Here is a 14,171-nt window from a genome sequence, read left to right as displayed (position 1 = left end):
AAAAGGCAGGTGTGCCCATGACCAGGAACCTCGACGACTACAACCGCATGCGCGACTTTTCGGCGACATCTGAACCGGCGGCGGTCAAGCGTGCCGGCAGTAAAAAGGCGCCTGATCATGCTCTGCAGTTCTGCATCCAGAAGCACGACGCTTCGCACCTGCATTACGACTTTCGCCTGGAACTCGATGGCGCACTGAAGAGTTGGGCGGTGCCGAAAGGGCCGTCGCTCGACCCCAAGATCAAACGTCTGGCGGTGCATGTCGAAGACCATCCGCTGGATTACGCGACGTTCGAGGGCAGCATTCCCGAGGGGCATTACGGTGCCGGCGATGTGATTGTCTGGGATCGCGGCGTGTGGATTCCGCTCGAAGATCCGCAAAAGGCCTATGCCAAGGGCAAGCTCAAATTCGAACTGCAAGGCGAAAAACTCGGCGGAATCTGGAATCTGGTGCGCACGCACATGCCAGGAAAGAAGGAAAACTGGTTTCTGATCAAACATCAGGACAACGCGGCGCGGCCGCAGGATGACTATGACGTGCTGGTGGCCGAACCCGACAGTGTGTTGAGCGAACGCACGATTGTCGGCACGCCGAAACTGGCCGCCGAGCAAAGCAAGCCGGCCAAAAAAACCGCAACCAAACCGCGCAAGCAAGCGGCCGGCAAACTCACCGGCGCGCACAAGGCCAAGCTGCCGACGCAGCTCAAGCCAGAACTGGCGACGCTGGTCGACAGTGCGCCCGAAGGGCAATGGAGTTACGAAATCAAGTTTGACGGCTACCGGATCATGGCGCGCATCGATCATGAGCAGGTGCAACTGTTCACCCGCAACGGCCATGACTGGACGCACAAACTGCCGCAACAGGCCGAAGCACTGGCCGCATTGGGCCTCGAATCAGCCTGGCTGGACGGTGAAATGGTGGTCGCCAACGAGCATGGCGTGCCGGACTTTCAGGCGCTGCAAAACGCTTTCGAAGCCGGACGCAGCGGCAATATCCTCTACTACCTGTTTGATCTGCCGTATCTCAACGGCGTCGACCTGCGTGAGGTGCCGGTCGAGGAGCGACGCGCAGCATTGTCGACGGTTCTGGGGACGCAAAAGAACCCGTTGTTGCGGTTCTCCGAAGCCTTCGACGAAACCCCCGATGCGCTGCTCAACAGCGCTTGCCAGATGCAAATGGAAGGCCTGATCGGCAAACGCCTCGGCTCACCTTATGTGTCCCGGCGCAGCGGCGACTGGATCAAGCTCAAGTGCAAACACCGGCAGGAATTCGTGGTCGTCGGCTACACCGACCCAAAAGGCTCGCGCAGTGCCTTCGGCGCCTTGCTGTTAGGCCTGCATGACCGTGACAGTGGCGAGTTGCGCTACGCCGGCAAGGTCGGCACCGGGTTCAACGAGACAACGCTGAAAAGCATCCTCGAGCAATTGAAACCGTTGCAGACGAAGAAAGCGGCGGTCGTCAATCCGCCCTCAGGATTTGAGGCCAAAGGCGTGCACTGGCTCAAGCCGAAACTGCTGGCAGAAGTCGCCTTTGCCGAAATGACCAAGGACGGGTCAGTGCGTCACGCCGTATTCCATGGATTGCGCGACGATAAACCGGCCAAGGACATCACCGAGGAGCGAGCAAAGCCTGTGAAGACTCCCGAAACCAAAACGGCGGCAAAGAAGCCAGCGAAGACACCGGCGAAAAAAGCCTCGGCGAGTACGGCTGAAACCGCGCCGTCACAACTGGGTCTCGCCAGCGGCAAGGTCCGCATCACCCACCCGGATCGGGTGATCGACGCCGTCAGCGGTACTACCAAAATGCAACTGGCTGAGTATTACGCCAGCGTTGCCGAATGGATAATGCCGCAGCTCAAAGATCGTCCTGTTGCGCTGGTGCGCGCGCCGGATGGCATTGCCGGTGAGTTGTTCTTCCAGAAGAACGCTGAGCGTCTGGCAATCCCGGGCATCACCACGCTGGATAAGGACCTCACCGGTCAACCGGTCATGCTCGTCAACGACGCCGAAGCGTTGATCGGCGCGGTGCAGATGAGCACGGTCGAACTGCACACATGGAACGCCACCACCACGGATCTCGACAAACCCGACCGCTTCGTCCTCGATCTCGACCCAGACCCGGCGCTGCCGTGGAAAAGCATGGTCGAGGCCACCGCGCTGACATTGACCGTGCTCGATGAGCTAGGGCTCAAGGCTTTTCTGAAAACCAGCGGCGGCAAGGGCATTCACCTGGTGGTGCCGTTGACCCGCAAACTTGGCTGGGATGAGGTCAAAGACTTCAGCCACGCGATCGTCAGCCATATGGCCAAGCTGTTGCCGGATCGTTTTTCTGCGGTGTCCGGGCCGAAAAATCGCGTCGGGCGGATCTTCATCGACTACCTGCGCAATGGTCTGGGTGCCACCACCATTTGTGCCTATTCAGCGCGCACACGCGAAGGTTTGCCGGTTTCCGTGCCGCTGTTTCGCGAGGAAGTTGCCGATATCAAGGGCGGCAATCAGTGGAACGTGCACAACGTCCACGAACGATTGGCCGAGGTTGGCGACGAGCCGTGGGCTGATATGAAGAAAACCCGCCAGAGCATCACCGCAGAGATGCGCAAGCGGGTCGGCATGAAAAAGTGATCAGGCGTCGCGCAGCAAGTCGTGGGCGTTAAGCAGTTCGAAAGCGATTTCCGGGCTGTTGTTCAGTCCTCGGCGAATCGCGGTCGGAATCGATTTGCGCGTCTTGCGGCACAGCCCTGGAAGCTCGGCGATTTCGATTTCGATCCCGAGCATCGTGCGTACTTCATGAAAGCCCGGCGAGACCTCTACACGAATCCCCAACTGCTCGAACATACGTTTTTGCAGATGCCTGAGGTCGTCGAGGTCTTTGATTTTTTCCAGGCGCGCGAGAAGGACTTTTTCTTCCTCGCGGGTTAGACGCAGGATGCGCACATCCGCGCCGGGATTTTCCAGCAACGGATCGCGCCCGCAATCGCAGGCGCCGGGCGGGCAGGGTGAGCGCAAGCGCGCAATCGTCGTCATGGCCTCCATCATAGAGGCCGGCGGACGGTTTTGCCTATGCGCCATCAGCGGCCGTCCATCGGCCGCTGCATCCGTGGCGGCTACTGATTCAGGCCTTCGTAATGCACCAGAATCGCGTTCGCGAGGTCTTCATCGCTGGCGTTCAATCCAGGATTTTCCTGACGAACCTGTTGCAGCACCGACTCAAGATAAACCCCACGAATGGCCCCGCCACTGGCGACAAATGCAGACAAGTCGTCACGAGCCGGAATCACCATTTTGTGATCCTTGAAGGTCGAGTACAGCGACGCGGAGACACCCGCCGAGGTGGCGACATCACCCGCATCGACGCGGGCCAGCGCCGAGCCGACCGGCAGGCATAAGAGTAAAGAAGAAACGAGCACTAACTTGCGCATGACGGTATTCCTCCACAAGCGCGAAGCAAAAGGGAAGTACTACATAATGTGAGAGGTGCGCGCGGGGCGGGAGTTCCGTGGGAGTTTTAAGAGAGACGCGGGCAGCACCGTTGCGGGCTGCCCGGTTAGCTGCGGGACGGTCAGATCACGCCGCAGGCCATGCGCTCGCCGCCACCGCCGAGGGGTTTGGGCATGTCGGCATGGTTATCGCCGCCGGCATGGATCATCAGTGCATGCCCCTTGATCTCGGAAATTTTCTTCAGGCGCGGCGCCAGCACCGGATAGTTGGCGACGCCGTCAGCCGTCACGTAAACCGCCGGCAAATCGCCCAGATGGCCATCAGCGTAGGGACCGAGGTGCTTGCCGGTTTTCTGCGGATCGAAATGGCCACCGGCCGCGAGTGCCGCGCCTTTGACGCCGTCCTTCATACCGGGCTCGCAACTGCCGTTTTCATGGACATGAAAACCATGCACGCCGGCCGGCAGGGATTTCAGCTCGGGGGTAAACAGCAGGCCATACGGTGTCTCAGTGATGGTCACCGCACCAATCGCCTGCGGTGCACCCTCGGCGCTGACCAGATTGATGGCGACTTTTTCGCTTGCCGCCTGAGCGGTGCCGATAGCGAAGGTGCCGAGTAGTCCCAACCAGAGTGCGCGTTTCATAAGCGTTTCCTTGTGCTGCAGGAGTTTTCAGAAGGACCGACTCAATAACCTTTGCCCATTAACAGGCGATGAAGGCGCGATCCGCGGTGTTGCAAAGTGAGACTCGTCGCACAATCCGAAAGTTTTGCCGGCGCTGTCTCCCTGCGTGGACATTCGCTGACACGCTCTGGCGCGGCAGATCGGCGCAAATAGGCTTAACTCAAGGTCTGACAGGTTTAACTGCGAGCCCGGGGAGGATTTTCAAGGTGTCGATCAAACTGCGTTTAGTGTTGCTGATTGTTACCGGCCTGCTGACAGCGCTGATCATGGCGGTGGTCAGTTACATCGGCAATGCGCACATGGCCTCAGCGGTCAACGACAACGCGGTCAGCATGAGCGCGCTGCGCAACCACATGGAAGCCGACATGATGCACGATGCCCTGCGCGCCGATGTCTACTCGGCGATGCTGGTGGGGTTGGGCAAAAGTACCGGGACGGCGGCCGAAGTGCGCGATTCGATCAACGAGCACGCCGGGCATTTCCGCGAGGTCCTCGACGACAACCTCAAGCTGCCCATCAACCCGACCCTGCGCACGGCGCTGGAGCAGATCAAGCCGAGCCTCGACACGTACATCAATGCCGGTGAGCGGATTGTCGGGCTGGCACTCGACAACCCGGAGGCGGCGCAGCAGGAACTCGCTACGTTCAACACCGCGTTCAGTCAGCTCGAAACGCAGATGGCGGCGCTAAGCGAGCTGATCGAAACCAATACCCGGCAGACCAGCGAAGGCACCGAAACGGCAATCCACAATGCCAATCTCGCCCTCGCTGTGGTGTTGATCGCCAGTCTGCTGTTGCTACTGGCGCAGGGGCGCTGGGTGATGCTGAGCATCCTCGGCCCGTTGAAAACGGCCAGTCGAATCGCCGAAAGCATCGCCCACGGCAACCTCAGCGAGCCTATCGCCGAGCCGTCCGGCAAGGACGAGGCCAGCAGCCTGATTCGGACCCTGGCGACCATGCAGCGGGACTTGCGCGACATGATCGACGTAGTGCGCCGTAACGCCCACGGCGTCAGCGGCATGAGCGAACAGTTGAGCCACGGCTGCCATCAGGTCGCCGACAGCAGCCAGCAGCAAAGCGTCGCCGCCGGGACCATGGCCGCAGCCGCGAGCCAGATGACTGCGAGCATCGAGGAAATCACCCGCCACGCCGAGCGCGCCTTGGGCATGGCCAATCAGGCCGAGTCATTGGCGAAGAATGGCGGGCAGGTGATCCATCAAGTGGTCAGCGATATGGACGATATCGCGCGCTCGGCACAACAGTCGGCGCAGGTGATCCGCACGCTGGACCAGGAATCCGAAGCGATCTTCAACATCATTCAGGTGATCAAAAGCATTGCCGACCAGACCAACCTGTTGGCGCTCAACGCCGCCATCGAGGCCGCTCGAGCCGGTGAGCAGGGTCGGGGCTTTGCGGTGGTGGCGGACGAAGTGCGCAGCCTGGCTGCGCGAACCAGTGCGTCCACTCAGGAAATCGCCGCGATGGTCGCGCGCATTCAGTACAGCACTCGCGAGGCGGTAAGCAGCATGGAGGCGGGCGTGGCGCAGGTCGACAAGGGCATGGCGGTAACGGCTGACGTCGAACGGGCGATTCGCGAGATCCTCGACGCGACGTTGAGCACTACACAACTGGTCAATGACATTACCCGCACCATCGGCGAGCAGAGCCATGCCAGCAACGAGATCGCCCATCAGGTGGAAATGATTGCCGGGATGTCCGAGGGCAATAGCCGGGTAATCGGCCAGACGGCGAATACGACAGATGAGTTGTCGAGTCTGGCGGGGCAGTTGGCGCAATCGGTGGATCGGTTTCGGTTGTGAGTGTTGCTGCGAACACCACAGCCCAGTGTGTGTGGCTTGCCAGCGATGAGGTCGGTACATTCAATATTGATGTTGACTGACACACCGCTATCGCTGAAAAGCCAGCTCCCACATGGGCTGTGGTGTAAACACAATACGTTCACAACATATAAAAGATGAGTTTTACCCCGTCAGAATTTGAACGCCTGTCGCCCCACCAGCAACCACTTGCCATCCTGCTTCTGCCAGATCTGAAAGTTCTCGATCTCGGTCGGTATGACTTCAGTTCCCTTCAATGCCTGCGCTGAAAAGTGGTGACGCACCAGTGCCGTGTCGCCGGACAGGGTGATGGTCTGCTTTTGCATCTCAAGGGTCTTGAAGGCGCTCCTGCCGGTTTCGATGTCGGCGATGAATTCTTTCTTGTCCTGGATTTTGCCGCTGGAATGGCCATACGTCAGGTTGGGCGCGGTGAGTGCATCCAGTTCAGCAATGTCCTTGTGCAACATTGCCTGGGTCAGGTGATCGACCGCTTTGGCGACGTCTTGCTCCGCCGGGGCAGGGGCGGCCATGGCATATCCGCTGAAGCTAAAGAGCAAACCGATCAAAAGACGGGAATAAGTCATGTTGTTTCCTTGTTGTTATGAGAGTTGATGACTGATCAATTCAAAATGTTAATTCATCAGTCATCGTACAACGTAGCAGATTCATCCTGGATTACACAACGGCGCCACTTCGTTCGGTAACGGCACAGAGGTCTCGGCAAGAATCTGCCTCAGGATCATGTTCGGCGGGCATCGGCCGATAAGTCCCTGAGCGGAAAAAGACTCTCAAGTCGGGAACAGACGCGCGGGTTTGCCCTGACGTGATATTCTTCGCGCCAACTTGGTTTGACCTTATTCAGTTTGCTTGCCTTCGGGCGGGCCGACGGAATCCCTGTCGCTCAAGTAGCTGAAGCCAATAATGATAAAAAGTCAGTTCAGAAGGGACATTAACTGAGGTCGATGCAACCTGTCGGCCTTGTGTGCCCACCCGTCAAAATTGAAGTGTGCCGGAATCTGCGACGCTAGCCTGAGCGTCATCAAAGCGGATCGCATACAGATAACAGCGGCGGGCGGAAGGCGTTTTATCATAGGTGCAACAGATGTTTAAGAAAGTGAACACAGCCTTGCTGGGTCTGGCTTTGGCGATGGGGATGACATCCGCCAATGCTGACGAAGCAAAGAAAGTCGATGTACTGCTGATCGGCGGCGGCATCATGAGCACCACCTTGGGTGTGTGGATCAATGAGCTGGAGCCAAGCTGGTCGATGGAAATGGTCGAGCGCCTTGATGGCGTCGCCCTGGAAAGCTCCAACGGCTGGAACAACGCCGGTACCGGTCACTCGGCGCTTGCTGAGCTGAACTACACCCCGGAAGACGACAAAGGCAACGTCACGATCCCGAAAGCCGTCGAGATCAACGAAGCGTTCCAGGTCTCCCGTCAGTTCTGGGCCTGGCAGGTTCAGCAAGGCGTTCTGAAGAACCCTCGCTCGTTCATCAACACCACTCCGCACATGAGCTTCGTGTGGGGCGATGACAACATCAAGTTCCTGAAAAAGCGCTACGAAGCCCTGCAAGCGAGCCCGCTGTTCGCCGGCATGCAGTACTCCGAAGACCCTGCTGTGATCAAGAAGTGGGTTCCGCTGATGATGGAAGGGCGCGACCCGAACCAGAAAATCGCGGCCACCTGGAGCCCGCTGGGTACCGACATGAACTTCGGCGAAATCACCCGCCAGTTCGCTGCCCACCTGCAAACCAAGCCTAACTTCGACCTGAAGCTGTCGAGCGAAGTTGAAGACATCACCAAGAACGCCGATGGCACTTGGCGCGTCAGCTACAAAAACCTGAAAGACGGCACCAAAACCGAAACCGACGCCAAGTTCGTGTTCATCGGCGCTGGCGGCGGCGCTCTGCACCTGCTGCAGAAGTCGGGCATTCCAGAAGCCAAGGAATACGCTGGCTTCCCGGTAGGCGGCTCGTTCCTGGTGACCGATAACCCGGCCATCGCTGAACAGCACCTGGCCAAGGCTTACGGTAAAGCTTCGGTTGGCGCACCGCCGATGTCGGTTCCGCACCTGGACACCCGTGTTCTGGACGGCAAGCGCGTCATTCTGTTTGGCCCATTCGCGACCTTCAGCACCAAGTTCCTGAAGGAAGGCTCGTACCTGGACCTGCTGACCAGCACCACCACCCACAACATCTGGCCTATGACCAAGGTCGGCATCAAGGAATACCCGCTGGTCGAGTACCTTGCTGGCCAACTGATGCTGTCGGATGAAGACCGCATGAACGCGCTGAAGGAATACTTCCCGCACGCCAAAGCCGAAGACTGGCGTCTGTGGCAAGCCGGCCAACGCGTGCAAATCATCAAGCGTGATGAAGCTGCGGGCGGCGTGCTGAAACTGGGCACCGAAATCGTTGCTGCACAAGACGGCTCCATCGCCGGCCTGCTGGGCGCATCGCCAGGCGCGTCGACCGCTGCTCCGATCATGCTGAGCGTGCTGCAGAAAGTCTTCAAAGACAAAGTGGCATCGCCAGAATGGCAAACCAAGCTGCACCAGATCGTTCCAAGCTACGGCACCCAGCTGAACAGCGATCCAGCCAAAGTGGCTGCAGAGTGGGCCTACACGGCTAAAATCCTCGAACTGCCGACGCCTCCAGTGATCGGTCAGGTAGCTGCTCCGGCTGCACCTGCTGCTGAAAAAGCAGAAGCCCCGAAGGAAAACGCTGCACGTGACATGGCTCTGTAACTAGAAGCCTGGCACACAAAACCCACTGAACCGGCGACGGTCAGTGGGTTTTTTATGCACTATCCCCCTGTAGGAGTTGCCGAAGGCTGCGATCTTGTGACTGTGATTTTAATAAACAGAATCAAAAGATCGCAGCCTTCGGCAGCTCCTACATTTTTGGTGGTCAGGGTTTGGCGGAGGCCAGATAGGCGCCGAGTCGCCGGCCCATTTCTTCGCCCAGCGCCTGCAATCCACTCAGCGGTCGCACCATCACTTCAAACTCGACAATCTTGCCGCGCTCATCAAAGCGGATCATGTCGATGCCTTTGAGCTCCTTCGCCCCCACCTTGGCGCTGAATTCCAGAATCACATTCAAGCCATCCGCTGTCGCCAGCTCACGGTGGTAATGGAAATCCTCAAACACGCCGAACACCGTATTAAGGATCATCGACACCACCGGCGCGCCGGGGTAAGGCGTGTGCGCCATCGGTGAGCGAAATACTGCTTTTGCATCAAGTAACTCGGGCAGGTCGCTCAAGTTGCCGGTGCGGATCATCTCGTGCCAGCGGTTCAGGGAATCGGCGACGTTGGCTTGCAGCTTCAACTCAGTCATGGGCACTCCGGTTATTTTTGTTGTTGTTCGACTCTAGATCAAAGCGCTGTCAGGGCAACCTTAATGTCGCTCCCTGATATCACCTTATTGCCCCTCCCTGTAGGAGCTGCGGCACGCTGCGATCTTTTGACTTTGCTTCTGAGAACCAGGATCAAAAGATCGCAGCGTGCCGCAGCTCCTACAGATCAGATTTCATCTGATACGCTTTTTTCGTTTCAATCTGACTCTGTAACCGGCTCAGTCACAGGCTCAGAATAGCTGCGCAGTCCGGTCACTCGCGACAGTTCTTCATCCCGAAGCGTCCGGTGCACCGCAAGCTCAGCATTGGAGAGAGCAATATGAACAAGATGGCTTTTTTTCTCGGCGGATTTCTGACATTGACCATTCTGATCGGCTTGCTGGCGACCATTTCTCCGGTCTGAGATATGGCCACAAGATGATGTCCGGGGTGTGCGGTGCGAATCGTGTTTAAATGCCGCGCTTTCACACCTCGAAACGGACTTCACCCATGGCCGAACAACGGATCCGCGCCCTCGCACTTTGCGTTTTTCATCATCACAGCAAAATTCTGGTCAACGAATTTCGTGACCCGGTCAGCCAGCAAACCTGCTTTCGTCCACTCGGTGGCGGTATCGAATTCGGCGAGACCAGCGCCGAAGCAATCGTGCGCGAAGTGCAAGAGGAGTTGGGCCTGTCCATGACGGATTTGCGCCTGCTCGGCACACTCGAAAGCCTGTTCATCTATAACGGCAAACCCGGGCACGAGATCGTCCAGGTCTACGACGCGACGTTTGCCGACTCCAGCGTGTACACGCATGCGCAAATGATTGGACATGAAAGCGACGGTGCTGCCTTTACTGCGCGCTGGCATGACAGTTCAAGTTTCAGCGAGCAGGCGCCATTGGTGCCGAAGGGTTTGCACGATTTGCTCAAGAGCGTCGGGTTGCTGGCCTGAGAGTCAGCGCAGCGCTCGCCTTTGTAGGTTTTCCGCCTCCCCATCAAATGTGTTGCGACGTCGACCGTCATTCCAGGTATTAGACTCAGCTGACGATTCAGTCGTCGGGGAATAATGGTCCATGGATTCGCTGATCAATGCCGCTGGCAGAGCGCTGTCCGCCGGCGATCCGCTGGGCGCGTTGAACTACGTCGCCCTGCGTGAAGACCCGCCGGCGTTGGCGTTGCGCGCAATTGCCATGGCTCAGCTCGGTGATCTGCGTCGCGCCAAAGCGCTGTTGCAACGGGCGGTGAAGGCGTTCGGCAGCAATGAGCCGTTGTCGCGAGCACGTTGTGTGGTCGCCGAGGCCGAAGTGGCACTGGCGGCGCGGGATCTGGGCTGGCCGGTGAAGGCACTGGAGGCGGCGCGGCGGGTGTTGCAGGCGCACGGTGACGGCGTGAATGCGGCGCACGCGCGCTATTTGCAGATTCGCCGGTTGCTGTTGATCGGCGAACTGGATGCGGCCGAAACATTGCTGGGTGAGACTGACCCGGCGCCGTTGCCGCCCGCGCTGCGTACCGCACATGAATTGATCGCTGCCGGGATCGCCGTGCGTCGGGTTCAGGCGCATAAGGCCGGTGCGGCGCTGGCTCGGGCGCAGGCTGCGGCGCAACAGGCCGGGATCGCTGCACTGAGCGCCGAGGTCGATCACGCCAGACACATGCTTGCCGCGCCGGCAGCGCGGTTGATCGTTGCCGGTGAGGCGCAAGCGGTGAATCTGGCGCAGGTTGAAGCCTTGTTCACGTCGTCGACACTGATCGTCGATGCCTGCCGCTATAGCGTGCGCGGTGCCGGCATAACGGTGGCGCTGACCACACGGCCGGTGCTTTTCAATCTCGCACGTTTACTCGCGCTGGCCTGGCCGGGCGATGTGGCGCGCGAAACGCTGTTCGCCCAAGCCTTTCGTTTGCCCCTCACGGATGAATCACACCGTGCCCGCTTGCGCGTCGAAATTGGCCGGTTGCGTGCGACGCTCGCACCGCTGGCGAACATCAACGCGACGCCAAGGGGCTTTGCGCTGGTGGCCGAGGATGTCGCGTTGCTGACACTGCCGGTCGAGGACAAATACGCGGCGTTGCTGGCCTTGCTTGCGGATGGCGAGGCCTGGTCGAGTTCGGCGTTGGCGCTGGCCTTGGGCAACAGTCAGCGTCAGGTACAGCGGGCGTTGGAGGCTCTGGCGCGGGCGGACAAGGTGCAGGCGTTCGGTGTCGGTCGGGCGCGGCGCTGGCTGACTCCACCAATGCCGGGTTTCGCGACGATCTTGTTACTCCCGGTGTCGCTGGGCAATGGCTAGGCTGGACTCACACATCCACGAGGAAGCCCACATGAAACATGCAAACGCAGAAATCCTTCGCGAGTACGGCCCGTTTGATGACATCAAAGGCATTCACGGCGTGACGTTCGATGGCCGGCAGGTCTGGTTCGCCAGCGACGGCCAGCTCAATGCACTGGACCCGGCCAGTGGCGAAACCGTGCGCACGATCAAGGTCAACGCCGACGGCGGCACCGCTTTCGACGGCCAGCACCTGTACCAGATTGCCGACCGCCGCATCCACAAAATCGACCCAGCCACGGGGCGCGTCCTCCACACCATCCCGGCGCCGGGCGATGGCGGCGACTCAGGCATGGCTTGGGCGGATGGCTCGTTATGGGTCGGTCAGTATCGCGAGCGCAAGATTCATCAGATCGATCCGGACACCGGCAAGATCCTGCGCACGCTGGAGTCAAACCGCTTCGTCACCGGCGTGACCTGGGTGGATGGCGCGTTGTGGCATGGCACCTGGGAGGCGGATGAAAGTGAATTGCGGCGGATCGATCCGCAGGACGGCGAAGTCCTCGAAGCGCTGACAATGCCAGTGGGACAAGGTGTTTCCGGGCTGGAGGCGGACGGTGCGGATCGCTTCTATTGCGGTGGCGGCGACAGTGGGCGTGTGAGGGCGGTGCGTCGGCCCAAGTCGTGAGGGTGACGGCACTGGCCTCTTCACGAGCAGGCTCGCTGCCACAGTGATTGCGGGTGAACACGAGCTTTGTGAGTTACCCAAAACCCTGTGGGAGCGAGCCTGCTCGCGAAAGCGCAGTGTCAGCCACCGCTGTTGCGACGACGTTCAACGCCATCCGGGTTGCCTACGTCCAGCAACCGTCTTTCCACCAGGACGTTCTCCAGCGCTTGGCGCTCGACTGGCGCCATCTGGTGTTCGCGTTTTTTCAGCTCCAGCAGAATGGGGCTGGACCAGGTGCGATAGGTCTGTTCGATGTTGCGACGCGACGTCATCAGTCTCTCCTTGATGAAGAGCCCGGTGTGGCTGGCAGGGGCTCAATCCGATGAGGGGATAACCTTAGACGACAAACTGTCGGTATGCGAATGCACCGCAATCCCCTGTAGGAGTGAGCCTGCTCGCGATAGCGGTGTATCAGGCAGAGCTGATGTGAATGAAAGACCACTATCGCGAGCAGGCTCACTCCTACAGGGGTTTTTGGTGGGTTTGGGTCAGTCGTCGACGTTCATCAGTTGTTGGACACCTTCCCACGCTTCGGCGCGCATGCGCTCGATGTCCAGGCCTGGAATCACGCCGTTATCGACCACGATCCTGCCGCCGACCAGGCTGTATTTCACCGTGATCGGTTCGCCTGCCACCACCGGCGCGACGGCGCTGTCGTGGAAGCCGTAGAAGCGTGGATGGTCGAGGCTGTAGACCACCAGATCCGCCGCCTGACCGACTTCCAGCGTGCCGACCGCGCCCAGTCCAAGCACCTGCGCGCCACCCGCCGTGCCCCAGTGAATGACATCTTCTGCTGTGGTCGCCGAAGCACCTTGTTCGGCGCGGTGAATCAGCCACGCGGTGTTCGCCTCGCCGACCATGCTCCCGGATTCATTCGATGCCACGCCGTCGACGCCGAGGGAAATCGGCACGCCGGCCTCATACATCTGCGGCACTGGCGCGACACCGCTACCCAGTCGCGCGTTACTCACCGGGCAGTGGGAAATACCGGTGCCGGTCTGGGCGAGCATGCGGATTTCGCCGGGTTGCAAGTGCACGGCGTGGGCGAACCAGACGTCGGGGCCGAGCCATTCGTGTTCGGCGACGAACTCCACCGGCAGGCAGTTGTACTTTTCGCGGCAGAAATTCACATAGTTCTGCGTCTCGGACAGGTGCGTGTGCAGCCTCAAACCAAGGCCTCGTGCGGTGTGCGCCAGTTCACGCAGCAGCGTTGGCGGCAACGAGAAGGTCGGTGTGGTAGGGGCGACGACCACGCGGCGCATCGCGTCCGCGGTGTCCTGGTGATACAGCGACTTCAACCGTTCGATATCGCCGACCATCTGCTCGAGGCTTTCCGGTTGCAGCGCGGTCTTCGAGAAACCTGGATGCGCGCTGGCCGACTCCAGTGCACCGCCACGACACAGCACAAAACGCAGGCCGAATTCATCGGCCATGTCGAACAGCAAGTCGCCGGTCTCGGTGCTGCCGTGGGCGTGATAGAGGTAATGATGGTCGGCACACGTGGTGACGCCGGACAACAACAACTCGACCATGCCCAGCCGTGCGGCGATCCGCGCCAGTGGCGGTGTGAAGCGGTTCAGACGCGGGTAAGGCACGCTCGCCAGCCAGCCTTGCAGATCCTGATTCAGCCCTGCAGGTACGGCTTTGAGCAGGTTCTGGAACAGGTGATGGTGGGTGTTGATCCAGCCCGGATAGACCACGCAATTGCGCGCGTCGATCACCCGTTCGCCAGGGTGTGGCTCAAGGTTCGCGGCCATTTCAGCGATGCGGCCGTTGACCACGCGGATGTCCACGGCGCCGGCCCGCGCGCGAGGGCCGCGCAGGCCGGTCATCACCGCGACCGGATTTTTGATCAGGATGTTCTGAAGTTGAGTCATGG

13 protein-coding genes and 1 pseudogene are annotated in these 14,171 nt (G+C 59.7%); 7 read left to right on the top strand and 7 right to left on the bottom strand.

Annotated features, from left to right (window positions below):
* The first annotated feature begins 17 nt into the window (after positions 1 to 17).
* Positions 18 to 2,621, top strand: a complete 2,604-nt coding sequence (ligD, locus tag JFT91_RS21780) for a DNA ligase D (protein ID WP_201233820.1) — start codon at positions 18 to 20, stop codon at positions 2,619 to 2,621.
* Here the strand turns inward: ligD and JFT91_RS21775 are convergent, their stop codons facing one another.
* The 3 genes from JFT91_RS21775 to sodC all read right to left on the bottom strand — a co-directional run bounded on the left by JFT91_RS21775 (position 2,622) and on the right by sodC (position 4,080).
* On the bottom strand, positions 2,622 to 3,023 hold the full coding sequence (locus JFT91_RS21775; RefSeq protein WP_201202542.1) for a hypothetical protein: 402 nt from the start codon (positions 3,021 to 3,023) through the stop codon (positions 2,622 to 2,624).
* A gap of 80 nt (positions 3,024 to 3,103) precedes the next feature.
* On the bottom strand, positions 3,104 to 3,418 hold the full coding sequence (locus tag JFT91_RS21770; protein WP_201233819.1) for a DUF2388 domain-containing protein: 315 nt from the start codon (positions 3,416 to 3,418) through the stop codon (positions 3,104 to 3,106).
* 140 nt (positions 3,419 to 3,558) lie between these two features.
* The gene (sodC, locus tag JFT91_RS21765; RefSeq protein ID WP_201233818.1) at positions 3,559 to 4,080 is read right to left on the bottom strand and encodes a superoxide dismutase family protein; all 522 of its coding nucleotides are present in this window, start codon (positions 4,078 to 4,080) and stop codon (positions 3,559 to 3,561) included.
* 68 nt (positions 4,081 to 4,148) lie between these two features.
* Here sodC and JFT91_RS30300 point away from each other — a divergent pair.
* Together JFT91_RS30300 and JFT91_RS30295 are read left to right on the top strand one after the other, a co-directional pair.
* Positions 4,149 to 5,084, top strand: a pseudogene (locus tag JFT91_RS30300) (MCP four helix bundle domain-containing protein); the annotation flags it as partial.
* Positions 5,076 to 5,939: a methyl-accepting chemotaxis protein gene (locus JFT91_RS30295; RefSeq protein ID WP_518524890.1), complete on the top strand. Its 864-nt coding sequence runs from the start codon at positions 5,076 to 5,078 to the stop codon at positions 5,937 to 5,939. The pseudogene JFT91_RS30300 and the gene JFT91_RS30295, both read left to right, overlap by 9 nt.
* Positions 5,940 to 6,109: 170 nt before the next feature.
* Here the strand turns inward: JFT91_RS30295 and JFT91_RS21755 are convergent, their stop codons facing one another.
* Complete coding sequence (locus JFT91_RS21755) at positions 6,110 to 6,541, bottom strand: nuclear transport factor 2 family protein (protein WP_201226999.1); 432 nt, start codon at positions 6,539 to 6,541, stop codon at positions 6,110 to 6,112.
* A 518-nt stretch (positions 6,542 to 7,059) separates the two neighbouring features.
* Here JFT91_RS21755 and mqo point away from each other — a divergent pair.
* Positions 7,060 to 8,706, top strand: a complete 1,647-nt coding sequence (gene mqo, locus JFT91_RS21750) for a malate dehydrogenase (quinone) (protein WP_201226998.1) — start codon at positions 7,060 to 7,062, stop codon at positions 8,704 to 8,706.
* A gap of 163 nt (positions 8,707 to 8,869) precedes the next feature.
* Here mqo and JFT91_RS21745 read toward each other — a convergent pair whose 3' ends face one another.
* The gene (locus tag JFT91_RS21745) at positions 8,870 to 9,298 is read right to left on the bottom strand and encodes a nuclear transport factor 2 family protein (RefSeq protein ID WP_201202550.1); all 429 of its coding nucleotides are present in this window, start codon (positions 9,296 to 9,298) and stop codon (positions 8,870 to 8,872) included.
* Between the two features lie 508 nt (positions 9,299 to 9,806).
* Here JFT91_RS21745 and JFT91_RS21740 point away from each other — a divergent pair.
* The 3 genes from JFT91_RS21740 to JFT91_RS21730 all read left to right on the top strand — a co-directional run bounded on the left by JFT91_RS21740 (position 9,807) and on the right by JFT91_RS21730 (position 12,253).
* The gene (locus JFT91_RS21740) at positions 9,807 to 10,253 is read left to right on the top strand and encodes an NUDIX hydrolase (RefSeq protein ID WP_201233816.1); all 447 of its coding nucleotides are present in this window, start codon (positions 9,807 to 9,809) and stop codon (positions 10,251 to 10,253) included.
* 121 nt (positions 10,254 to 10,374) lie between these two features.
* A complete protein-coding gene (locus JFT91_RS21735; protein WP_201233815.1) occupies positions 10,375 to 11,586 on the top strand; it encodes a helix-turn-helix domain-containing protein in 1,212 nt (403 codons plus the stop codon).
* A 31-nt stretch (positions 11,587 to 11,617) separates the two neighbouring features.
* Positions 11,618 to 12,253 carry a Vgb family protein gene (locus tag JFT91_RS21730; protein ID WP_201233814.1) on the top strand — a complete coding sequence of 212 codons (636 nt, stop codon included), beginning with the start codon at positions 11,618 to 11,620 and terminating at the stop codon, positions 12,251 to 12,253.
* Positions 12,254 to 12,372: 119 nt separating this feature from the next.
* Here JFT91_RS21730 and JFT91_RS21725 read toward each other — a convergent pair whose 3' ends face one another.
* Complete coding sequence (locus JFT91_RS21725; RefSeq protein WP_201233813.1) at positions 12,373 to 12,564, bottom strand: hypothetical protein; 192 nt, start codon at positions 12,562 to 12,564, stop codon at positions 12,373 to 12,375.
* Between the two features lie 216 nt (positions 12,565 to 12,780).
* Positions 12,781 to 14,169, bottom strand: a complete 1,389-nt coding sequence (locus JFT91_RS21720; protein ID WP_201233812.1) for an amidohydrolase family protein — start codon at positions 14,167 to 14,169, stop codon at positions 12,781 to 12,783.
* Positions 14,170 to 14,171 lie beyond the last annotated feature (2 nt).

Origin of the sequence: Pseudomonas sp. TH08, from assembly GCF_016651275.1 — a bacterium.
GTDB lineage: Bacteria > Pseudomonadota > Gammaproteobacteria > Pseudomonadales > Pseudomonadaceae > Aquipseudomonas.
The sequence above is the reverse complement of the archived record's forward strand: the minus strand, read 5'-3'. Positions and strand labels throughout refer to the sequence as shown.